Source organism: Stenotrophomonas sp. GbtcB23 (assembly GCF_019091045.1).
GTDB classification, from domain to species: Bacteria; Pseudomonadota; Gammaproteobacteria; order Xanthomonadales; family Xanthomonadaceae; genus Stenotrophomonas; species Stenotrophomonas rhizophila_A.
In genome coordinates, this window is record NZ_JAGXKC010000013.1 from 71,169 (window position 1) to 92,372 (window position 21,204).

Consider the following 21,204-nt stretch of genomic DNA (forward strand, 5'->3'; position numbering starts at 1 on the left):
GTGACCGACGCGGCCTACAACCCGGATCCTCACAAGCATCCGGGACTTCACATGATCGCCTTGCTGGAAGCCAGCAAGGCGGTCCTGGCGCTGTTGGCGGCTACCGGGCTGGAAGTGCTCGGCCCGCAGCCACTGCGTGATGGGGTCAATGCCCTGATCCGGCGTTTCAGCCTGGACCCGGATCACGGCACCCTGCCCTCGCTGCTCAACATGATCAGCCCCGATGCCGTCCATCTGGCCGCTGCGGCCATGGTTGCCTACGGCATCCTGCATCTCTTCGAGGCCTGGGGCCTCTGGCGCGCCAAAGCCTGGGCATCCTGGCTGGGCTGCGTCACCGCCGGCATCTACCTGCCGTTCGACATTTTCGCGATCATCCGCCACCCGGGCTGGGCCTCGTGGTCGGTGCTGGTGATCAACCTCATCGTGGTCGGCGTCCTCGCCCGCGACATCCGCAAGCGTCACGGCCCGGCCCAACCGCCGGCGTGAGTTGCCAAGCGTGCGGAGCGCTGGTTAGCCTGAGCGCTGGTTCCGGGGATACACAGATGCGCGCGCCACTGACATCGCTCGTGTTGGCCATCGCACTGCTGGCAGGCTGCTCGCCCTCGCCCGTGCCCTTGTTCAACCAGGCCCATGCCGCCGCGTCCGCGGCCCCACGCGATACGCCGTTCGCCTACGCCGAAACCGATATCGTCCAGTTGCAGGCGGCGATGGCCGCTGGCGAGCTGGACAGCGTCACCCTGACCCGCGCCTACCTGGAACGGATCGCCCGGCTCGACCGCGCCGGCCCGCGCCTCAACGCCGTGCTGGAGCTCAATCCGGATGCCCTGAAGGAAGCGGCGGCACTGGATGCCGAACGCCGCCGCGGGCAGCTGCGCGGCCCCCTGCACGGCATTCCGCTGCTGCTCAAGGACAACATCGGGGCACGCCCGATGGGCACCAGCGCCGGTTCGCTGGCACTGGCCGGGTTCCGCCCCGACGATGCGTTCCTGGTCACCCGGCTGCGCGCGGCCGGCGCGCTGATCCTGGGCAAGACCAATCTCAGCGAATGGGCGAACTTCCGTTCCAGCCAGTCGATTTCCGGCTGGAGCGCGCGTGGCGGCCAGACCCGGAATCCCTACCGGCTCAGCCACAACCCGTGCGGCTCCAGCAGCGGCAGCGCGGTGGCGGTGGCGGCCAACCTGGCGGCCGCCGCGGTGGGTACCGAGACCGACGGCAGCATCGTCTGCCCGGCTGCGGTGAACGGCGTGGTCGGGCTCAAGCCCACGGTCGGGCTGGTCAGCCGCGATGGCATCGTGCCGATTTCCTTCAGCCAGGACACCGCCGGCCCGATCACCCGCAGCGTGGCCGATGCCGCCGCCCTGTTGACGGCGATGGCCGGCCGCGACGACGCCGACCCGGCCACGGCGACCATGCCCGGGCGGGCGGTGTACGACTACACCGCACGGCTGAATCCGGACGGCCTGCGCGGCGCCCGGATCGGCGTCCTGCACGGCCCGCTGGACCAGCAGCCCGGGGTCGCTCCCGCCCTGCAGCACGCGATCGGCGTGCTGCGCGATGCCGGCGCCGTGGTGGTACCGGTGCAGCTGCCTACCGAGGGGCAGTGGGAAGACGCCGAACGCTTGGTGCTGCTGCACGAGTTCAAAGCCGGCATGCAGCGCTACCTGACCCGCCACCAGGCCCCGGTGCGCGACCTGGACGCGATCATCGCCTTCAACCGCACCCATGCCGACAAGGAGCTGGTGCTGTTCGGGCAGGACCTGATGGAGACGGCCGCGCAGGCCGGCGGCCTGGGCAGCCCCGAGTACATCGCTGCACGCACCCAGGCGCGCCGCCTGGCCGGTCCCGAGGGGATCGACGCGGTGCTCAAGGCCGAGCGCCTGGACGCCCTGGTGGCGCCCACCACGGGCACCGCATGGCCGATCCGTACCGGCCACGGCGATGACTTCCCCGGCGGCAGCTACAGCGCCGCCGCCGTGGCCGGCTACCCGAGCCTGACCGTGCCGATGGCGCACGTGAACGGACTGCCCTTGGGGCTGTTGTTCATGGGCACGGCCTGGAGCGAGCCGAAGCTGATCGAGCTGGCGTACGACTATGAGCAGCGCACCCGGGCCCGGCGTCCGCCGCGGTTCGGGACGCAGGCGTTGTTGCCGTAGGTTGGCTGGGGTCCGGCCAACGGCCGGGGCTACGAATTTTTACGGGCGCATTGGGATCGGGATCAACCGACCATTGGCTCCGGATAGCCTGGCGGTAGCGCCGGCCGTTGGCCGGCCCATGCACTACTGTGATTGCGCGGGTTCCTCGACCGGCACCACTGCCGGCGGACCATCTTCGGCACCCGGCGAACGCACGTCGTCGGCCGGCTGCGAACGCGGACCGCGGGTGGCCGGATCGGGGCGGTCCAGGATCTCCGCGCGCGTGCGGGGCAGCGCCTGCGGATGTTCACGGGCGAGGAAGTCGAGCATGCGTTCGCGCACGATGCAGCGCAGGTCGAAGGCATCGCCGGAATTGCGCGCACTGACCAGCAGGCGCACCTGCAGGGTGTGATCGGTGGTTTCCGTCACCTGGGTGACGCAGACGCGGCCATCCCACAACGCTTCGCCCTTGCAGATGCGCTCGAGCTCGGTGCGGATCGCCGCGATCGGCGCCCGATAGTCCAGCCACAGGAACGCGGTGCCGAGCAGGTCGGCGCTGCGCCGGGTCCAGTTCTGGAATGGATTCTCGATGAACCAGGTCAACGGCACCACCATGCGCCGCTCGTCCCAGATCCGCACCACCACGTAGCTGCTGCCGATCTCTTCCACCCGGCCCCATTCGCCTTCGACGATCACCACGTCATCGAGGCGGATCGGCTGGGTCAGCGCGATCTGCAGGCCGGCGATCAGGTTGCCGAACACCGGCTTGGCGGCGATGCCGGCGACCAGGCCGATGATGCCGGCCGAGGCCAGCAGTGCGGTGCCGATCTGGCGCACCATCGGGAAGGTCAGCAGCACCATCGAGGCGCCGACCAGGATGATGGCGCCCATCAGCACGCGGCTGAGCACGCGGGTCTGGGTCTGGATGCGGCGGGCGGCCAGGTTGTCGGCCACTTCCATCGGGTGGTCACGCAGGATCGCCTGCTCGCCGGCAGCCACCGCGCGCACCAGCAGCCAGATGAAGCACGCCGTCAACCCGATATGCAGCAGCCGCAGCGACTGATCCAGCCAGCGCCCGTCCAGCGGGGTGGCTTCCAGTGCAGGAATCAGCACCAGCATCGGCAGCGCGAACGCCAGCGGCCGGCTGATCACGCGCGCGATGCGCGCACGGCGGTAGTCGCGCCCCTTGAGGCGGCGGGTCAGCAACATCAGCGCCCACCATCCGGTGAGACCGATCGCCAGCGCGATCCCGATCGGCCAGAGATAAGCGGCGGCCGTCTGCCAATCCACGTGCATGCACGCTCCCGTGTTGATCACAAAGGAGCCCTAGCGTGCCAAAGACGACATGACCGTCATGTAGTGACACGCCATGCGTGTCCTCAGGGTGCCCGAACGAAGTCCAGCCACGCAGGGCACGAAGACGTACCCGGTCAGCCGCCCTGCTTGCGCACGATGGCCATGGCGATCTCAAGCGACTGCTCGTAGTTCAGGCGCGGATCCACCGAGGACCGGTAGGCACGCTCCAGGTCGCGCTCGGTGAGCTCGCGCGCGCCCCCGGTGCACTCGGTGACATCCTCCCCGGTCAGCTCCAGGTGCACGCCGCCCAGCCGCGTACCGGCGGCTGCGTGCAGGTCGAAGGACAGCTCCACTTCACTGCGCACGTTGTCGAAGCGACGGGTCTTGTAGCCGTTGCTGGTGCTTTCGGTGTTGCCATGCATGGCATCGCACACCCACAGCACGCGGCGACCATCGCGCTTGACGGCCTCCAGCAGCGGCGGCAGCTTCTGGGCGATCTGGGCCGCACCCATGCGATGGATGAAACTCAGGCGGCCGGGTTCGTCTTCAGGATTGAGCACGTCGATCAGGCGCAGCAGCTGGTCGGGCTGCACGGACGGGCCGACCTTGATGGCAATGGGGTTGCGCACGCCGCGCAGGTACTCCACGTGGGCGCCATCGAGGGCGGCGGTGCGCATGCCGATCCACGGGTAATGCGTGCTCAGGTTGAGCCAGCCATGCTGGCGCGGCACCTGGCGGGTGAGCGCCTGCTCATACGGCAGCAGCAGCGCTTCGTGCGAGGTATAGAAGTCGATCCGGTTGAGGTTGTACACCTGCGCGCCGGACAGGGTTTCCATGAAGCGCACGGCATCGCCGATGGAGGAGACCATCTTCTGGTAGTCGGTGGCCAGCGGCGAATGCCGCACCCACTCCAGGTTCCAGTACTCGGGATGGTGCAGGTCGGCGAAGCCACCATCGATCAGCGCACGCACGAAGTTCATGGTCATGGCCGAATGCGCGTGGGCCTGCAGCATCCTGCGCGGATCGGGCAGGCGCGCGGCTTCGGTGAACTCGGGCGCGTTGATCACGTCGCCACGGTAGCTGGGCAGGGTCACGCCATCGCGGGTCTCGGTGTCGGCCGAACGCGGCTTGGCATATTGCCCGGCGAACCGGCCGACGCGGATCACCGGCTTGCGCATGCCGTGGACGAGCACCAGGCTCATCTGCAGCAGCACCTTGAGCCGGTTGGAGATGGTGGTGGACTCGCAGTCGCTGAAGTTCTCCGCGCAATCGCCGCCCTGCAGCAGGAAACGCTTGCCTTCCTGGGCCTCGGCGAGCTGCTGCTTGAGCGAGAGGATCTCCCAGGAGGTCACCAGCGGCGGCAGCCGTTTGAGCTCATGCAAGGACGCATTCAGCGCCACCGGATCGGGATACGTCGGCATCTGCAGCGCGGGCCGGCCGCGCCAGCTCTCCGGCGACCAGTCGGTCGGCAGCGAAGCGGAAGGGGTGGCACGGTCGGAGGCAGTCATCGGAATATCCAGTAAACCAGCAGAAGAAAGATCAGTAGCGACGGGCAGGACGGCGGAACGACACCACCAGCGCCCACAGGCCCAGCACGGTGAACCACACCAGGCTCCACATGGGCATGGTCAGCCCCAGGAACTGCCAGTCGATGTTGCCGCAGTTGCCGGTACCGGTAAGCACGGTACGGAACACTTCAAACGGCCCCATGGTCTCGCTCAGGAACGACAGCGGCGGCCCACAGCTCGAGCCCATGTCCTGGGGCAGCAGCTGCACGTACACATGGCGCCCGGCAATGCCGATGCCCACGGCGGCGGCAATGAAGGCCAGCACGCCATAGGTGATGCGCCCGGGCCGATCCCGCGGGCCATGCAGCGCGCCAATCAGGAACAACAACCCCAGCGCGGCGAACGCGATGCGCTGGAAGATGCACAGCGGGCAAGGCTCCAGCCCCATCTTCAGCTGCAGGAAGATCGCATAGCCCAGCAGGCCAGCACACACCAGGAACCCCAGCAGGAACTGGGCGCGGTAATTCCAGCGCAATGGATTCATTGCCAACACTCGTGAAAGTCCAGGAAGCAAGATTAACAGGGAGCTGTGCGGTGTAGGCTGCGGCCGTTTGCCGTACATCGGCTTAGTTGGCCATATGGTGTGTTTCAGCTTGTGCGCCAACAGCTGCACAGCTGCAAGGGTCCACTGCCCGGCCGCGCCGGGTGCGGGTTTGCGGGGGGCGCCGTGAACCCGTCCTTGGGGGCTCTTGCGAAACATCCATGTTTCGCAAAGCCCCCGCAAACCCGCCCCCGTCGCGACCCCGACGGTGGGTCGGTGCGCATGGGAACAACAAAGGCCCGGCTCTACCGTTGGCGAAGCCGGGCCGGGCGTGCCCGGCTATGTCAGGCGCCAGCCTCCCACGCCCGGCCGATGGGCCCTTTGGCCACCGACCACGTGTCGGGGGCACCGGCCGGGGTGGGTTTGCGGGGGCTTTACCAAACATGGATGTTTGGTAAGAGCCCCCAAGGACGGGTTTACGGCGCCCCCCGCAAACCCACACCGGCCGGGGCCCCGCAGTGATCAGCGAACAACCAGCGCCTTTGACGTTGAAGTTGCTCTTGATCTACAGCCAACAAAAAACCCGGCACAAGGCCGGGTTCTCTGAAGAATCTTTGGTAAAGCGCGTCGATTATTCTTCGACGGCTTCAGCCACGGCGGCCGGACGGTCGACCAGTTCGACGTAGGCCATCGGCGCGTTGTCGCCAGCGCGGAAGCCGCACTTCAGCAGACGCAGGTAGCCGCCCGGACGGTTCGCGTAACGCGGGCCCAGGGTGGTGAACAGGTTGCCCACGGCTTCGTTGTCACGCAGGCGGGCAAAAGCCAGACGGCGGTTGGCAACGGAGTCGACCTTGGCCAGGGTGATCAGCGGCTCGGCGACGCGGCGCAGTTCCTTGGCCTTCGGCAGGGTGGTCTTGATCAGCTCGTGCTTGAACAGCGACGCGGCCATGTTCTTGAACATTGCTTCGCGGTGGGCGCTGGTACGGCTGAACTTACGGCCGGATTTCATGTGACGCATGACGGATGTTCCTTGAAAGAATGTTGGATCGGTTGGGTATCGCTGTCGCCTTCCCGGCGTTGTTGCTTGGACTGCGGATGGTCCGGTGCCGGCCCTCCTGGCCGACCGTCACCGCAGGCTGGCGCCTGTCGATGCGAGGTGCTTCGGGTAAAGCCCCCGCACCCGAAGGTGCGGGGTAAAGCATTTACTGCGCTGGATCAGCCGAGCATGCCGTGCTGGGCGACACCGGCCGGCGGCCAGTTCTCCAGCTTCATGCCGAGCGAAAGGCCGCGCTGGGCGAGGACTTCCTTGATCTCGGTCAGCGACTTCTTGCCGAGGTTCGGGGTCTTGAGCAGTTCCACTTCGGTCTTCTGGATCAGATCGCCGATGTAGTAGATGCTCTCGGCCTTGAGGCAGTTGGCCGAACGCACGGTCAGTTCCAGGTCGTCGATCGGGCGCAGCAGCACCGGATCCACGCCGTTGTTGGCCGGCTTGGCTGCACCGCGGTCGCGGTGGGTGAAGTCACCGAAGACCGACAGCTGATCGCTGAGGATGTCGGCGGCAGTGCGCACGGCTTCCTCGGCATCGATCGTGCCGTTGGTTTCGATGTCCAGCACCAGCTTGTCCAGGTCGGTACGCTGTTCGACGCGGGCCGCTTCCACCGAATAGGCGACGCGACGGACCGGCGAGAACGAGGCGTCCAGGACCAGACGACCGATGGCACGGGTTTCTTCGTCCGGACGACGACGCGCGGCGGCCGGCTGGTAGCCGAAACCACGCTCGATCTTCAGGCGCATGTTGACTGCCGTGTCCTTGGTCAGGTGGCAGATGACATGATCCGTGTTGAGGATCTCGACGTTGTGGTCGACCTTGATATCGGCAGCAGTCACGACACCCGGACCCTGCTTGGACAGCGACAGGGTTGCGCTGTCGCCGGTGTGCATACGGATCGCCACGTCCTTCAGGTTGAGCAGGACTTCGAGAACGTCCTCCTGCAGGCCTTCGAGCGTGGTGTACTCGTGCAGTACGCCGTCGATCTCAACTTCCGTGATGGCGAAGCCCGGGATGGACGACAGCAGCACGCGACGCAGGGCATTGCCCAGCGTATGCCCGTAACCACGCTCCAAGGGTTCGATAACGACCTTGGCGCGGGTGTCGGTAAGGCGTTCGATCTGCGGACCACGAGGACGCAGAACCTGGTTGGCGGTAACCGTCATGTTGCGGGTTCTCCTAGTGAACCCCCGGCCGTCGCCGGGGGCTCTCCAATGTGAATTACTTCGAATACAACTCGACGATCAGCGCTTCGTTGATATCCGCAGGCAGGTCCGAACGATCCGGCACGGCCTTGAAGATGCCGGCGAACTTGTCGGCGTCCACTTCGATCCACGTCGGGCGCAGGTCGTGCGTCTTGGACACGGTCAGGGCTTCCTGAACGCGCAGCTGCTTGGCAGCCTTCTCGGACAGCGCGACAGCGTCGCCAGCCTTGACCTGGTACGAAGCCAGGTTGACCGACTTGCCATTCACGGTGACGCCGCGGTGCGAGACCAGCTGACGGGCAGCCGGACGGGTCACTGCGAAGCCCATGCGATAGACGACGTTGTCCAGGCGGGTTTCCAACAGCTGCAGCAGGTTCTCGCCGGTGTTGCCCTTCTTGGTCGAGGCCTTCTTGTAGTAGTTGCGGAACTGACGCTCCAGCAGACCGTAGATACGCTTGACCTTCTGCTTTTCACGCAGCTGGGTGGCGTAGTCGGACAGCTTGCCCTTGCGGGCGGTCGCGCCGTGCTGGCCGGGCTTCTGCTCCAGCTTGCACTTGGAGTCCAGCGCACGGGCCGGGCTCTTGAGGGAAAGGTCGGCGCCTTCGCGGCGGGCGAGCTTACAGGTAGGACCGATATAACGAGCCATTTCTTATCGCTCCTTTAGACGCGACGCTTCTTCGGCGGACGGCACCCGTTGTGCGGGATTGGCGTCACGTCGATGATGTTGGTGATCTTGTAGCCCACGTTGTTCAGCGAGCGCACGGCCGACTCACGACCCGGACCCGGGCCCTTGATGCGGACTTCCAGGGACTTGACGCCGTAATCCAGCGCGGCACGGCCGGCTTTCTCGGCAGCCACCTGGGCAGCGAACGGGGTGGACTTACGCGAACCGCGGAAGCCAGCGCCACCGGACGTCGCCCACGACAGAGCATTGCCCTGGCGGTCGGTGATGGTCACGATGGTGTTGTTAAAAGAAGCGTGGACGTGGGCAACGCCGTCAGTGACGACGCGCTTGATCTTCTTCTTGGTCTTAGCGACGGGCTTAGCCATTTCTTAGGTCCCTTACTTCCTGATCGCCTTGCGCGGGCCCTTGCGGGTGCGGGCGTTGGTACGGGTGCGCTGACCACGCAGCGGCAGGCCGCGGCGGTGACGCAGACCGCGGTAGCAGCCCAGGTCCATCAGGCGCTTGATCGCGATACCGATTTCACGGCGCAGATCGCCTTCCACGATGTACTTGGCCACTTCCGAGCGCAGACGCTCGATTTCCGGCTCCGACAGATCGCGGATCTTGGTGGTCGAGGTCACGCCTGCGGCGTCGCAGACCTTCTTCGAACGGGTACGGCCGATGCCGTAAATGCTTTGCAACCCGACCCAGACGTGCTTCTGGGCTGGCAGGTTGACGCCTGCAATACGCGCCATGACGCGGTTCTCCAGCTGAGTGATGGCCGACAGCGCACCCGAGGCGCGCCGATCCGGCAGGATGGATCAAAAAGTGAACTAGCGATACTAACAAGGTTCCGGTTTACATGGAAGCCCGTGAAACCTGAAAGGTTTCATGGACCCGGCCCAGGGAGTGTGCCCAGGCTCCGGCGCCGGACCAGGTTGACTCCGGAAGCGACCCTTTCGAGCCCTCTTCCGGCGCCGCCCGCGCTACTCCCGCGCGGGACGACCCGATCTCACCCCCACCCGGAACCGCTGCGGGGGCCGCCCTTCGTTTGTGTGGCCAGGTCCGCGAAGCGGAGGACCATCACGTCAGGAAGACGATAGTGTAACAGGCCAATCAGCCGCGGGCAAAACCGCCGCGGTTGCCGCCCTTCAGGTTGGCCTTCTTCAACAGGCTCTCGTACTGGTGCGACATCAGGTGCGCCTGGATCTGCGCAATGAAGTCCATCACCACCACCACCACGATCAGCAGCGAGGTGCCGCCGAAGTAGAACGAGGCGTTCAGCTGCGTGCGCATGATCTCCGGCAGCAGGCAGACGATCACCAGATAGGCCGAGCCGGCCGCGGTCAGGCGGGTCAGCACGCCGTCGATGTAGTCGGCGGTGGCCTTGCCCGGACGGATGCCCGGAATCAGCGCGCCCGACTTCTTCAGGTTATCGGCGGTTTCCTGCGAGTTGAACACCAGCGCGGTATAGAAGAACGCGAAACCGGTGATCAGCGCAGCGAACACGATCATGTGCAGCGGCTCGCCCGGACCCAGGGCGTTGGCGACCTTCTGCAGCCAGGTCGCCGAGCTGGCCTGGCCGGACCACATGGCCAGGGTGGTCGGGAATGCCAGGATGCTGGAGGCGAAGATGGCCGGGATCACGCCCGCCATGTTCAGCTTCAGCGGCAGGAACGACGTCTGGTTCATGTACGCGTTGCGGCCACCCTGGCGACGTGCGTAGTTCACCGTGATGCGGCGCTGGCCGCGTTCGACGAACACCACGAAGAAGGTGAAGGCCAGCACCACCAGCGCGATCAGCAGCAGCTGGATGAACTGCAGGTTGCCTTCGCGGAAGGCGTCGAAGGTGTGGATGACCGCACCCGGCAGGCCGGCCACGATGCCGGCGAAGATGATCAGCGACACACCGTTGCCGATGCCACGCTCGGTGACCTGCTCGCCAACCCACATCAGGAAGATGGTACCGGCGGTCAGCGCGACCACGGCGGTGAGCACGAAGCCCATGCCCGGCGCGTACACGACCGGCGCACCGGACGGGGACAGCTGGTTCTGCAGCGCCAGCGCGATGCTGCCGCCCTGCACCACGGCCAGCAACACGGCGCCGATGCGGGAATATTGGGTGATCTTGCGGCGACCGGACTCACCTTCCTTCTGCATCGCCTTGAGCGCGGGGAAGATGTGGACGGCCAGCTGCATCACGATGGATGCCGAGATGTACGGCATCACGTTCAGCGCGAAAATGCTGAAACGGTGCAGGGCGCCGCCCGAGAACATGTTGAACATGTCCACGATGCCGCCGCCCTGCGCCTGCATGAGCGCAAGCATGGCATCGGGATTGACGCCCGGCACCGGCACATAACAGCCGATGCGGTAGACGATCAAAGCCCCGACGACGAACAGCAGACGCTGGCGAAGTTCCGTGAACTTGCCGAGCCCGCCGCCCAGGTTACCAATGCCAGCTTGCGCCATGTCTTACTCCTGTACGCTGCCGCCGGCAGCTTCGATCGCGGCCTTGGCACCGGCCGTTGCTGCGATGCCCTTCAGGGTGAAGGCCTTGGTCAGGCCGCCCTTCATGACGATCTTGGCCTGCTTGGCAGTGCTCGGGACCAGCTTCGCAGCGCGCAGCGCGGCGAAATCGATCTCGCCAGCTTCCAGGCGGTCCAGGTGGTACGACAGCACTTCGGCCGTGTCCTTGGCGATCTTGGAACGGAAACCGACCTTCGGCAGACGACGCTGCATGGGGGTCTGGCCGCCTTCGAAGCCCGCCTTGATCTTGCCGCCACCCTTACGGGCGAACGAACCCTTGTGGCCGCGGCCGCAGGTCTTGCCCAGGCCGGAGCCGATACCACGGCCGACGCGGGTGCGCTCTTTGCGCGCGCCCGGTGCCGGGCTCAGTTCATTGAGATGCAGGGTCATTGGATTATTCCTCAACCTTGACGAGGTAGTGGACCTTGTTGATCAGACCGCGAACCTGCGGGCTGTCCTTCAGGACACGCACATCGTTGAGCTTGTTCAGGCCCAGGGCACGCACCGACAGGCGGTGACGCGACTGGGTGCCACGCAGGCCGCCAACCAGACGGACCTTGACGGTCTTGACGGTGTCATTAGCCATGGTTGAGATCCTCCACCTTCTTGCCGCGCTTGGCCGCGATGCGGGCCGGCGACTGCATTTCGGACAGACCCTTCAGCGTGGCGCGAACCAGGTTGATCGGGTTGCGCGAACCGACGGCCTTGGCCAGCACGTTCTTGACGCCCACTGCTTCCAGCACGGCGCGCATGGCACCGCCGGCGATGACGCCCGTACCTTCCGAAGCCGGCATCATGAACACGCGGGCTGCGCCGTGGCCGGACTTCACCGGGTGCCACAGGGTGCCGTTGTTCAGATCGACGTCGGCCAGGTTCTTGCGAGCCTGCTCCATCGACTTCTGGATCGCGACCGGCACTTCACGCGCCTTGCCGTAGCCGAAGCCAACCTTGCCTGCGCCGTCACCGACCACGGTCAGTGCGGTGAAGGTGAACTGACGACCGCCCTTGACGGTCTTGCTGACGCGGTTGACCGCGACCAGCTTCTCGATCATGCCGTCGTCGACTTTCTCTTCGCGGTTACGGTCGCGATCGCGACCCCGCTGCTGACGTTCTTCTGCCATGTTGATTCCTTGATTGATTGGGTATGTACGGCTCAGGGCCGCTTATAGCTGTGGAAGGACGCGGTGGATCGAACGCCCCTGCAGAAGAAGGACGCCGCCCGGCACAACCCGTGCCGGCAGGCAGGCGGAAGCGGGGACCAGCCCCGCTTCCTTATCCCTTAGAACTGCAGGCCGCCTTCGCGGGCTGCATCGGCCAGTGCCTTGATGCGGCCGTGGTAGCGGTAGCCCGAGCGGTCGAAAGCGACCTTCTCGATGCCCGCAGCCTTGGCGCGCTCGGCAACCAGCTTGCCGACCTTGGCGGCGGCGTCGCTGTTCTTGCCGTTCTTCAGGCCTTCCTTGACGTCGGCCTGGGTGGTGTTGGCAGCAGCCAGCACCTTGGAGCCGTCGGCGGTGAAGACCTGGGCGTACAGGTGCTGACCGGTGCGCAGCACCGACAGACGCGGCACGCCGAGGACACGGATGTGTGCGCGGGTGGACTTGGCGCGACGCAGGCGAGCAATGTTCTTGTTCATGATCTTTTTCCTTGAAAGCTGAAGACAGGATTCCTCCCCGGAACGGGGACTCGCCCTTACGCCTTCTTGGCTTCCTTACGAATGATGACTTCGCCGGCGTACTTCACACCCTTGCCCTTGTAGGGCTCCGGCTTGCGGTAAGCGCGGATCTTGGCGGCAACTTCGCCCACCAGCTGCTTGTCGGTGCCCTGGACCAGGATTTCGGTCTGGGTCGGGGTCGACAGCGTGATGCCTTCCGGCGCCACGTACACAACCGGGTGCGAGAAACCGAGCGCCAGGCTCAGGTCCTTGCCCTGCATGGTGGCGCGGTAACCCACGCCGACCAGCTCAAGCTTGCGCTCGAAGCCATCGGTGACGCCCTTGACCATGTTGGCCAGGATCGCGCGGACGGTGCCGGTGAGGGCGACCAGCTCGTCATTGCTGGCGGCCAGGGTGGCAACGCCGTCGTTGACGGAAATTTCAACGCCAGCAACCTTGGCCAGGCTCAGGGTGCCCTTCGGGCCCTTCACGCTGACGGATTCCGGCTGGATGTTCAGTTCAACGCCCTTGGGCAGGTTGACCGGCTTCTTGGCTACGCGGGACATAGTGGTTTCCTTCTCGCCTTAGGCCACGAAGCACAGGACTTCGCCGCCGACGCCCAACTGGCGCGCCTGCGCATCAGTCATGATGCCCTTGGAGGTGGAGATGATGGAGATGCCCAGGCCGTTCAGGACCTTCGGCAGCTCGGACTTGCCACGGTACTGGCGCAGACCCGAACGCGAGAAGCGCTTCAGGGTCTCGATGACCGGCTTGCCCTCGAAATACTTCAGGACGATTTCAAGCTCGGCCTTGTTGTTCTCGGTCTTGGTCACGCGCAGGTCGGTGATGTAGCCTTCGGCCTTCAACACTTCTGCGATTGCAACCTTGATCTTGGAGGACGGTGCTTTCACCGTCTGCTTGCCAACCGCGGCCGCATTCTTGATGCGTACCAGCAGGTCGGCGATGGGATCAGTCATGCTCATAGTCGATACCTTTGAGTGCACCGATATCCGCTTTCGCGAAAATCTTGCTATTTGGAATGGGCCTGGCGGCCCGTCGTTCTTTGTTCAGCGGGCTAACAGCCCGCTCTACCACTCCCCATTCCACCAGGTTAAGGGCGGGTGAGACGCGGGAGTATACGACAAAAAGAGCCCGACCGGGGTCGGACTCTTCAAGTCGGGGTGAACCTGAACAGGCCCACCCCGTACTGCAGGGACGGATCCCTTACCAGCTGGCCTTGCGCAGGCCCGGCACGTCACCACGCATGGTGGCTTCGCGCAGCTTGTTGCGGCCGAGGCCGAACTTGCTGTACACGCCACGCGGGCGGCCCGACAGTTCGCAACGGTTGCGGTGGCGGCTCGGCGACGAATCGCGCGGCAGCTTCTGCAACTTGATCACGGCCTGTTCCTTCTCTTCGTACGAAGCGGTCGTGCTGGAGATGATCTTCTTCAGCTCTTCACGCTTGCCGGCGTACTTGACGGCCAGCTTCGCACGCTTCAGGTCGCGGTTGACCATGGAGGTCTTTGCCATTTCGGATTCCTCGACGTATCAGTTACGGAACGGGAACTTGAACGCTGCGAGCAGCGCCTTCGCTTCCGCATCGGTCTTGGCGGTGGTGGTGATGGCGATATCCATGCCGCGGATCGCGTCGACAGCGTCGAAGTCGATTTCCGGGAAGATGATCTGTTCCTTCACACCCATGTTGAAGTTGCCGCGACCGTCGAAGGAACGACCCGAGACACCACGGAAGTCGCGCACGCGCGGCAGCGAGATGTTGATCAGGCGATCCAGGAACTCATACATCTTGGCACGACGCAGCGTGGTCTTGCAGCCGATCGGCCAACCATCGCGGATCTTGAACGAAGCCACCGAGACGCGGGACTTGGTCACGATCGGCTTCTGGCCGGAGACCTTGGCCATGTCGGCGACGGCATTTTCCAGGATCTTCTTGTTGGTCGCCGCTTCGCCGACACCCATGTTCAGGGTGACCTTGACCAGGCGGGGAACCTGCATCGGATTGGTGTAGCCGAACTGCTTCATCAGCGCCGGCACCACTTCTTCCTGGTAGAACTTTTCGAGACGGGAACTCATCTTCTCATTCCTCAGGCGTCAAGCGCCTCACCGCTGGAGCGGAACACACGCAGTTTGCGTCCATCCTCCAGCACCTTGAAGCCAACGCGCTCGCCCTTGCCCGAAGCCGGGTTGAGCACATTCACGTTGGAGATATGGATCGACGCTTCACGCTCGACCACGCCGCCGGCAACGCCTGCCTGCGGGTTCGGCTTGGTGTGGCGCTTGACGATGTTCACGTTGGCGACGATCACACGATCGCCGTCGACGCGGACGACTTCGCCCTGCTTGCCCTTGTCCTTGCCGGTGTTGACGACGACCTGGTCGCCCTTCTTGATACGGTTAGCCATGATTATCTCCTGTCGCTCACAGCACTTCGGGAGCGAGCGAGACGATCTTCATGAACTTCTCGGAACGAAGTTCACGGGTCACCGGCCCGAAGATGCGGGTGCCGATCGGCTCTTGCTTGTTGTTGAGCAGGACCGCGGCATTGGTGTCGAAACGGATCAGCGAGCCATCGGCGCGACGCACACCCTTGCGGGTACGCACCACGACGGCGTCGAACACTTCACCCTTCTTGACCTTGCCGCGCGGGATTGCATCCTTCACGGTGACCTTGATGATGTCACCGATGTGTGCGTAGCGACGCTTGGAGCCGCCCAGCACCTTGATGCACATCACTTCCTTGGCACCGGAATTGTCCGCGACCTCGAGGTAGCTCTGCATCTGGATCATGAGTCAGATCTCCTTATTGAGCCGCACGGGTGACAATTTCCACCACGCGCCAGTTCTTGGTCTTGGACATCGGAGCAATTTCGGTCACGCGGACGACATCGCCTTCATTGCAGGCGTTGTCGGCGTCGTGCGCGTGGAGCTTGGTCGAACGACGCAGGTACTTGCCGTACAGCGCGTGCTTGACCTGGCGCTCCACCAACACGGTGACCGTCTTGTCCATCTTGTTGCTGACGACACGGCCTTCGACCGTGCGCAGCTGCTTGTTTTCAGTATTGTCGCTCATCGCGGCCATCCTTACTTGTTGCTGCCGAGCAGGGTCTTGACGCGAGCAATCTCGCGGCGGACCCGGCGGGTTTCGTGAGTCTTCGGCAGCTGCCCGGTGACCTGCTGCATGCGGAGCGAGAACTGCTCCTTACGCAGGTCAACCAAATGGGACTTCAGGTCGTCAGCCGACTTTTCGCGAAGCTGTTTGATATCCATCACATCACCGTCCGGGTCACGAAAGTGGTGGTCACGGAGAGCTTGGCAGCTGCCAGGCGGAACGCCTCGCGTGCCACGTCTTCACCCACACCTTCAATTTCATAGATCATGCGGCCGGGCTGGATCTGGGCTACCCAGTACTCCACGTTGCCCTTACCAGAACCCATTCGGACTTCGATGGGCTTCTTGGTGATCGGCTTGTCGGGGAACACTCGGATCCACATCTTGCCACCGCGCTTGACGTAGCGGCTGATCGAGCGGCGGGCCGCTTCGATCTGGCGCGCGGTCAGCTGACCGTGGGCGGTTGCCTTCAGGCCGTATTCGCCGAAGCTGACAGCGTTGGCGCTCCAGCTCACGCCATCGTTACGGCCCTTGTGTACCTTGCGGTACTTGGTTCGCTTGGGTTGCAACATTGTCGTTACCTCGCTTCACGGGCCGGGCGCTGACGGTCACCGCGGTCACCGCGATCGTTACGATCGTTGCGCGACGGGGTGTCGTCCTGCTTTTCCTGGCCAACCTGGGAGAAATCGAAAACCTCGCCCTTGTAGATCCAGACCTTGATGCCGATGATGCCGTAGGTCGTCTTGGCTTCAGCGAAGCCATAGTCGATGTCGGCACGCAGCGTGTGCAGCGGCACGCGGCCTTCGCGGTACCACTCCGAACGGGCGATTTCAGCACCGTTCAAGCGGCCACCGACGTTGACCTTGATGCCCAGGGCACCGAGGCGCATCGCGTTGCCGACCGAGCGCTTCATTGCACGGCGGAACATGATGCGACGCTCCAGCTGCTGCGCGATCGACTCGGCAACCAGCTGTGCGTCCAGCTCGGGCTTGCGCACTTCGGTGACGTTGATGTGCGCCGGAACGCCCATCATCTCGCTCACTTCCTTGCGCAGCTTCTCGATGTCCTCACCACGCTTGCCGATCACCACGCCCGGACGGGCGGTGTGGATCGTCACGCGGGCGGTCTTCGCCGGACGTTCGATGAGGATCTTGCTGATGCCGGCCTGCGCGAGCTTCTTGCGCAGCATGTCCCGCACCTTCAGGTCGGCTGCCAGATAACCAGCAAACTCGGCCTTGTTGGCGTACCACTTGGAGTTCCAGTCCTTGGAGATGCCGAGGCGGATACCAATCGGATGAACTTTATGACCCATGGTGTTTTCCTTTCCGCTTACTTGCCGGCGCCCACAACCACAGTGATGTGGCTGGTGCGCTTGAGGATGCGGGTGCCGCGGCCTTTCGCCCGCGCCATGAAACGCTTCAGGGTCGGACCTTCATCAACCATGATGGTCTGAACCTTCAGCTCGTCGACGTCGGCGCCCTGGTTGTTCTCGGCATTGGCAATAGCCGACTCCACCACCTTCTTGATCAGGTGGGCAGCCTTCTTGTCCGAGAACTTCAGCAGGTTGACCGCACGCTCGGCCGGCAGGCCGCGCACCTGGTCAGCGACCAGGCGTGCTTTCTGCGCAGAGATGCGCGCGGAGCGCAGGATTGCTTTCGCTTCCATTGTCATCTCTCCTTACTTGCCCGACTTCTTGTCACCACCGTGACCCTTGAAGGTCCGGGTGATGGCAAATTCGCCGAGCTTGTGGCCGACCATGTTCTCGTTGACGAGCACCGGAACGTGGTTCTTACCGTTATGAACGGCGATGGTGATGCCTACCATTTCCGGCAGGATCATCGAACGGCGCGACCAGGTCTTGATCGGCTTCTTGCTACCCGCAGCGGCCTCCACCTTCTTGACGAGGTGGTGATCGACGAACGGGCCCTTCTTGAGTGAACGTGCCATGGTCGATTAGCCCCTACGATCGCGGACGATGAATTGCTGGGTGCGCTTGTTCTTGCGCGTCTTGTAACCCTTGGTCGGAACACCCCACGGGGTGACCGGATGCGGATTACCCTGGCCGGCCTTCGCCTCACCACCACCGTGCGGGTGGTCAACCGGGTTCATGGCAGCACCACGAACGGTCGGGCGGACACCGCGCCAGCGCTTGGCGCCAGCCTTGCCCAGCTTTTCCAGGTTGTGTTCGTCGTTGCCGACTTCACCGATCGTTGCGCGGCACTCGACCGGCACCTTGCGCATTTCACCCGAGCGCAGGCGCAGGGTGGCGAAGACGCCTTCACGAGCGACGAGCTGCACGGCAGCGCCGGCGGCACGCGCGATCTGGGCACCCTTGCCCGGCTTCAGTTCGATGCCGTGGACAGTGGTACCAACCGGGATGTTGCGCAGCGGCAGGGTGTTGCCGGTCTTGATCGGCGCATCCGAACCCGCGATCACCTGGTCACCGGCCTTCAGGCCCTTCGGTGCGATGATGTAGCGGCGCTCGCCGTCGACGTAGCACAGCAGGGCGATATGGGCGGTGCGGTTCGGATCGTATTCGATGCGTTCCACGCGCGCCGGAATGCCTTCCTTGTTGCGCTTGAAGTCAATCAGACGGTAATGCTGCTTGTGACCACCGCCCACGTGACGGGTGGTGATGCGACCGTGGTGGTTACGACCACCGGTATTGCTCTTCGGCTCCAGCAACGCTGCGTGCGGTGCGCCCTTGTGCAGATCGGGCGTAACCACGCGCACGGCCGAACGGCGGCCGGGGGAAGTGGGCTTGAATTTCATCAATGGCATGGGATGTACCTCAGGCCTTGGCCGTTACATCGATGGACTGGCCATCGGCGAGACGCACGTACGCCTTGCGCCAATCGCCGCGGCGGCCGGTGCGGTTACGGAAGGACTTGTTCTTGCCCTTCACGTTCAGCACGTTGACCGCTTCGACCTTGACGTCGAACAACTGCTCTACCGCGGCCTTCACGTCGGCCTTGGTCGCTTCGTTCGAGATCTCGAAGACATACTGGTTGGAATGTTCCTGCAGGCGCGCGGTCTTTTCGGAGACTCGCGGAGCACGCAGCACGCTGAAGATTTTTTCGTTGCTGTTCATGCCAGCCACTCCTCGACCTTCTTGACCGCATCAGCGGTGATGACGACCGTGTCGGCACCGACCAGCGACACCGGATCCAGGCCCTGCACGTCACGCACTTCCACGTAGGGAATGTTGCGGGCCGACAGGTACAGGTGCTCGGTGGCTTCCTCGGTGACGATCAGCGGGCGCTTGCCGACTTCCAGGCCGGCCAGCTTGGCGATCAGAGCCTTCGTGCTGGTCGCTTCGACATCGAAGGACTCCACGATGGTCAGACGGCCCTGGCGGTTCAGCTCGGACAGGATCGCGCACATGGCGGCACGGTACTGCTTGCGGTTGACCTTCTGCTCGAAGCTGCGCGGCTTGGCCGCGAAGGTGACACCGCCGCCGACGAAGATCGGAGCCGTCAGCGCGCCATGACGCGCACCGCCGCCCTTCTGCTTCTTCGACTTCTTGGTGGTACCAGCCACTTCAGAACGAGTCTTCTGTGCCTTGGTGCCGGCGCGACCGGCGTTGCGATAGGCAACGACGACCTGGTGGACCAGATCTTCGCTGAAATCGCGACCGAACACGGCATCGGAGACCGAGACCTTGTTGTTGCTACCCGTGATAACGAGTTCCATCGCCATCTCTCCTTATGCCTTGCTAGCCGGACGCACGATCACGTCACCACCCGCAGCGCCAGGCACGGCGCCACGAATCGCGATCAGACCGCGCTCGACGTCGACCTTGACAACTTCCAGGTTCTGCGTGCTCTGCTGCACGGCACCCATGTGGCCCGACATCTTCTTGCCCGGGAAAACGCGACCCGGGGTCTGGCGCTGGCCCAGCGAACCCGGCGCGCGATGCGACAGCGAGTTACCGTGGGTTGCATCGCCCATACGGAAGTTGTAGCGCTTGATGGTGCCCTGGAAGCCCTTACCCTTGGTGACACCCTGGACGTCGACCTTCTGGCCAACTTCAAAGATGTCCGCCTTGACTTCGCCGCCAACGGCGAAATCGCCGAGCTGCGCGTCTTCAACGCGGAATTCCCACAGGCCACGACCGGCTTCCACCTTCGCCTTGGCGAAGTGGCCGGCTTCCGGCTTGTTGACCAGGGCAGCGCGACGCGCGCCGACGGTCACCTGCACGGCGCTGTAGCCGTCAGCTTCGACGGTCTTGATCTGCGCGATGCGGTTCGGGGTAGCTTCAATCAGGGTCACCGGGATGGCCTGGCCATCTTCGGTGAACACGCGGCTCATGCCAGCCTTGCGGCCCACGAAGCCCAACGAATATTTCTTCGTCATGGTCGTAGTCCTCAGGTCAGCTTGATCTGAACGTCGACGCCGGCAGCCAGTTCGAGCTTCATCAGCGCGTCCACGGTCTTGTCGTTGGGGTCGACGATGTCGAGCACGCGCTTGTGCGTGCGGGTCTCGTACTGGTCACGCGCGTCCTTGTCGACGTGCGGCGAGACGAGAATGGTGTAACGCTCGATCTTGGTCGGCAGCGGGATCGGGCCACGCACTTGCGCGCCGGTCCGCTTTGCCGTTTCAACGATCTCGCTGGCCGAACGGTCGATCAAACGATGATCGAACGCCTTCAACCGAATCCGGATCTTTTGGTCCGCCATGGCGGTAGGTTCCTTCGTTAAAAGAGCGACGGACAAGGCCTCTGGGTTGCCTTGTCCCATGAATATCCTGAATGCGGACGCCGCACATTCCTGCGCGGCGACAAGATCTTTCCATAGACCTCAAAAATCGAGGCAGACCGGTCTCCCGATCTGCCCAGACAAAAAGTATAGCGCGCATACAACGCGGCGGTCAACAGGGGGTCCTGTTGACACTGCCTGAATGGCGCGACCCTTCCTGGTCTGGGGAACACGAGGTGCGTCCTGCGCCTCTTTTCCCGTTTGTGTTGCAACCCCGATGCCCTACCCAGGCAACATCGGGGCGCAGAGTCTAGCAGATTACTTGATGATCTTGGAGACCACGCCGGCGCCGACGGTACGGCCGCCTTCACGAATCGCGAAGCGCAGGCCTTCGTCCATGGCGACCGGGTTGATCAGGGTCACGACCATCTTCACGTTGTCACCCGGCATCACCATCTCGACGCCTTCCGGCAGCTTGGCGGCGCCAGTGATGTCGGTGGTACGGAAGTAGAACTGCGGGCGGTAGCCGTTGAAGAACGGGGTGTGACGGCCGCCTTCGTCCTTCGACAGCACGTAGACTTCGCCTTCGAACTCGGTGTGCGGCTTGATCGAACCCGGCTTGCACAGCACCTGGCCGCGCTGGACGTCGTCACGCTTGGTGCCGCGCAGCAGCAGACCGGCGTTGTCGCCTGCCTGGCCCTGGTCCAGCAGCTTGCGGAACATTTCCACGCCGGTCACGGTGGTCTTCTGGGTGTCGCGGATACCGACGATTTCGATTTCTTCGCCGACCTTGATCACGCCGCGCTC

The 21,204-nt window shown here is 64.1% G+C and carries 33 protein-coding genes; 2 read left to right on the plus strand and 31 right to left on the minus strand.

Annotation, left to right across the window (positions count from 1 at the left end; all coding sequences use genetic code 11):
• Together KVS69_RS07685 and KVS69_RS07690 are read left to right on the plus strand one after the other, a co-directional pair.
• On the plus strand, positions 1-486 hold the full coding sequence (locus tag KVS69_RS07685; protein WP_184124916.1) for a DUF2127 domain-containing protein: 486 nt from the start codon (positions 1-3) through the stop codon (positions 484-486).
• A 56-nt stretch (positions 487-542) separates the two neighbouring features.
• The gene (locus tag KVS69_RS07690; RefSeq protein ID WP_217537662.1) at positions 543-2,153 is read left to right on the plus strand and encodes an amidase; all 1,611 of its coding nucleotides are present in this window, start codon (positions 543-545) and stop codon (positions 2,151-2,153) included.
• Between the two features lie 123 nt (positions 2,154-2,276).
• On the opposite strand, the gene KVS69_RS07695 is transcribed toward KVS69_RS07690, so the two are convergent.
• From KVS69_RS07695 to KVS69_RS07845, 31 genes are all read right to left on the minus strand, one after another.
• Positions 2,277-3,428 carry a mechanosensitive ion channel family protein gene (locus KVS69_RS07695; RefSeq protein ID WP_068849489.1) on the minus strand — a complete coding sequence of 384 codons (1,152 nt, stop codon included), beginning with the start codon at positions 3,426-3,428 and terminating at the stop codon, positions 2,277-2,279.
• 134 nt (positions 3,429-3,562) lie between these two features.
• Entirely contained in the window at positions 3,563-4,936 is a 1,374-nt protein-coding gene (locus KVS69_RS07700; protein WP_217537663.1) for a 3-deoxy-7-phosphoheptulonate synthase class II, read from the minus strand.
• A gap of 31 nt (positions 4,937-4,967) precedes the next feature.
• A complete protein-coding gene (locus KVS69_RS07705; RefSeq protein ID WP_068849485.1) occupies positions 4,968-5,480 on the minus strand; it encodes a disulfide bond formation protein B in 513 nt (170 codons plus the stop codon).
• Positions 5,481-6,108: 628 nt separating this feature from the next.
• On the minus strand, positions 6,109-6,495 hold the full coding sequence (rplQ, locus tag KVS69_RS07710) for a 50S ribosomal protein L17 (RefSeq protein WP_068849483.1): 387 nt from the start codon (positions 6,493-6,495) through the stop codon (positions 6,109-6,111).
• Positions 6,496-6,692: 197 nt separating this feature from the next.
• On the minus strand, positions 6,693-7,691 hold the full coding sequence (gene rpoA, locus KVS69_RS07715; protein WP_068849481.1) for a DNA-directed RNA polymerase subunit alpha: 999 nt from the start codon (positions 7,689-7,691) through the stop codon (positions 6,693-6,695).
• 55 nt (positions 7,692-7,746) lie between these two features.
• Positions 7,747-8,376 carry a 30S ribosomal protein S4 gene (gene rpsD / locus KVS69_RS07720; RefSeq protein WP_068849480.1) on the minus strand — a complete coding sequence of 210 codons (630 nt, stop codon included), beginning with the start codon at positions 8,374-8,376 and terminating at the stop codon, positions 7,747-7,749.
• A 14-nt stretch (positions 8,377-8,390) separates the two neighbouring features.
• Positions 8,391-8,780 (minus strand): 30S ribosomal protein S11, encoded by a 390-nt coding sequence (gene rpsK, locus KVS69_RS07725; RefSeq protein ID WP_017355427.1) that lies wholly within the window; start codon positions 8,778-8,780, stop codon positions 8,391-8,393.
• Positions 8,781-8,792: 12 nt separating this feature from the next.
• Complete coding sequence (rpsM, locus tag KVS69_RS07730; RefSeq protein WP_017355426.1) at positions 8,793-9,149, minus strand: 30S ribosomal protein S13; 357 nt, start codon at positions 9,147-9,149, stop codon at positions 8,793-8,795.
• 361 nt (positions 9,150-9,510) lie between these two features.
• Positions 9,511-10,866 (minus strand): preprotein translocase subunit SecY, encoded by a 1,356-nt coding sequence (gene secY / locus KVS69_RS07735; RefSeq protein WP_068849478.1) that lies wholly within the window; start codon positions 10,864-10,866, stop codon positions 9,511-9,513.
• Between the two features lie 3 nt (positions 10,867-10,869).
• Positions 10,870-11,313: a 50S ribosomal protein L15 gene (gene rplO, locus KVS69_RS07740; protein WP_068849476.1), complete on the minus strand. Its 444-nt coding sequence runs from the start codon at positions 11,311-11,313 to the stop codon at positions 10,870-10,872.
• 4 nt (positions 11,314-11,317) lie between these two features.
• Positions 11,318-11,509 carry a 50S ribosomal protein L30 gene (gene rpmD / locus KVS69_RS07745; RefSeq protein ID WP_068849475.1) on the minus strand — a complete coding sequence of 64 codons (192 nt, stop codon included), beginning with the start codon at positions 11,507-11,509 and terminating at the stop codon, positions 11,318-11,320.
• Positions 11,502-12,044 (minus strand): 30S ribosomal protein S5, encoded by a 543-nt coding sequence (rpsE, locus tag KVS69_RS07750; RefSeq protein ID WP_038690276.1) that lies wholly within the window; start codon positions 12,042-12,044, stop codon positions 11,502-11,504. Before rpsE ends, rpmD begins: the two co-directional genes overlap by 8 nt.
• A 158-nt stretch (positions 12,045-12,202) precedes the next feature.
• A complete protein-coding gene (gene rplR, locus KVS69_RS07755) occupies positions 12,203-12,556 on the minus strand; it encodes a 50S ribosomal protein L18 (protein ID WP_019186158.1) in 354 nt (117 codons plus the stop codon).
• 56 nt (positions 12,557-12,612) lie between these two features.
• On the minus strand, positions 12,613-13,140 hold the full coding sequence (gene rplF / locus KVS69_RS07760; protein WP_068849473.1) for a 50S ribosomal protein L6: 528 nt from the start codon (positions 13,138-13,140) through the stop codon (positions 12,613-12,615).
• 18 nt (positions 13,141-13,158) lie between these two features.
• Complete coding sequence (rpsH, locus tag KVS69_RS07765) at positions 13,159-13,557, minus strand: 30S ribosomal protein S8 (protein ID WP_017355419.1); 399 nt, start codon at positions 13,555-13,557, stop codon at positions 13,159-13,161.
• Positions 13,558-13,798: 241 nt separating this feature from the next.
• The gene (gene rpsN, locus KVS69_RS07770) at positions 13,799-14,104 is read right to left on the minus strand and encodes a 30S ribosomal protein S14 (RefSeq protein WP_068849472.1); all 306 of its coding nucleotides are present in this window, start codon (positions 14,102-14,104) and stop codon (positions 13,799-13,801) included.
• Between the two features lie 18 nt (positions 14,105-14,122).
• On the minus strand, positions 14,123-14,665 hold the full coding sequence (rplE, locus tag KVS69_RS07775; RefSeq protein ID WP_068849470.1) for a 50S ribosomal protein L5: 543 nt from the start codon (positions 14,663-14,665) through the stop codon (positions 14,123-14,125).
• A gap of 11 nt (positions 14,666-14,676) precedes the next feature.
• Positions 14,677-14,994, minus strand: a complete 318-nt coding sequence (gene rplX / locus KVS69_RS07780) for a 50S ribosomal protein L24 (protein WP_017355416.1) — start codon at positions 14,992-14,994, stop codon at positions 14,677-14,679.
• 16 nt (positions 14,995-15,010) lie between these two features.
• Positions 15,011-15,379: a 50S ribosomal protein L14 gene (rplN, locus tag KVS69_RS07785; protein ID WP_068849469.1), complete on the minus strand. Its 369-nt coding sequence runs from the start codon at positions 15,377-15,379 to the stop codon at positions 15,011-15,013.
• A gap of 13 nt (positions 15,380-15,392) precedes the next feature.
• Positions 15,393-15,662 (minus strand): 30S ribosomal protein S17, encoded by a 270-nt coding sequence (gene rpsQ / locus KVS69_RS07790; protein WP_068849467.1) that lies wholly within the window; start codon positions 15,660-15,662, stop codon positions 15,393-15,395.
• Between the two features lie 11 nt (positions 15,663-15,673).
• Entirely contained in the window at positions 15,674-15,859 is a 186-nt protein-coding gene (gene rpmC, locus KVS69_RS07795) for a 50S ribosomal protein L29 (RefSeq protein WP_068849465.1), read from the minus strand.
• Positions 15,859-16,272, minus strand: a complete 414-nt coding sequence (gene rplP, locus KVS69_RS07800) for a 50S ribosomal protein L16 (protein ID WP_217537664.1) — start codon at positions 16,270-16,272, stop codon at positions 15,859-15,861. Before rplP ends, rpmC begins: the two co-directional genes overlap by 1 nt.
• A 5-nt stretch (positions 16,273-16,277) precedes the next feature.
• Positions 16,278-17,012, minus strand: a complete 735-nt coding sequence (gene rpsC, locus KVS69_RS07805) for a 30S ribosomal protein S3 (protein ID WP_068849461.1) — start codon at positions 17,010-17,012, stop codon at positions 16,278-16,280.
• Between the two features lie 17 nt (positions 17,013-17,029).
• Entirely contained in the window at positions 17,030-17,365 is a 336-nt protein-coding gene (rplV, locus tag KVS69_RS07810; protein ID WP_017355410.1) for a 50S ribosomal protein L22, read from the minus strand.
• Positions 17,366-17,377: 12 nt separating this feature from the next.
• Positions 17,378-17,647, minus strand: coding sequence for a 30S ribosomal protein S19 (gene rpsS / locus KVS69_RS07815; protein ID WP_017355409.1), 270 nt, complete (start codon positions 17,645-17,647; stop codon positions 17,378-17,380).
• A 6-nt stretch (positions 17,648-17,653) separates the two neighbouring features.
• Positions 17,654-18,481 carry a 50S ribosomal protein L2 gene (rplB, locus tag KVS69_RS07820; RefSeq protein ID WP_068849460.1) on the minus strand — a complete coding sequence of 276 codons (828 nt, stop codon included), beginning with the start codon at positions 18,479-18,481 and terminating at the stop codon, positions 17,654-17,656.
• A 10-nt stretch (positions 18,482-18,491) separates the two neighbouring features.
• Positions 18,492-18,791, minus strand: coding sequence for a 50S ribosomal protein L23 (rplW, locus tag KVS69_RS07825; RefSeq protein ID WP_068854553.1), 300 nt, complete (start codon positions 18,789-18,791; stop codon positions 18,492-18,494).
• On the minus strand, positions 18,788-19,393 hold the full coding sequence (gene rplD, locus KVS69_RS07830) for a 50S ribosomal protein L4 (protein WP_068849458.1): 606 nt from the start codon (positions 19,391-19,393) through the stop codon (positions 18,788-18,790). Before rplD ends, rplW begins: the two co-directional genes overlap by 4 nt.
• A gap of 12 nt (positions 19,394-19,405) precedes the next feature.
• Complete coding sequence (gene rplC / locus KVS69_RS07835; RefSeq protein WP_068849456.1) at positions 19,406-20,056, minus strand: 50S ribosomal protein L3; 651 nt, start codon at positions 20,054-20,056, stop codon at positions 19,406-19,408.
• 11 nt (positions 20,057-20,067) lie between these two features.
• Complete coding sequence (gene rpsJ / locus KVS69_RS07840; protein ID WP_010341589.1) at positions 20,068-20,379, minus strand: 30S ribosomal protein S10; 312 nt, start codon at positions 20,377-20,379, stop codon at positions 20,068-20,070.
• A 336-nt stretch (positions 20,380-20,715) separates the two neighbouring features.
• On the minus strand, positions 20,716-21,204 hold a 489-nt coding region (locus KVS69_RS07845; protein ID WP_217537665.1), incomplete at its 5' end, for an EF-Tu/IF-2/RF-3 family GTPase.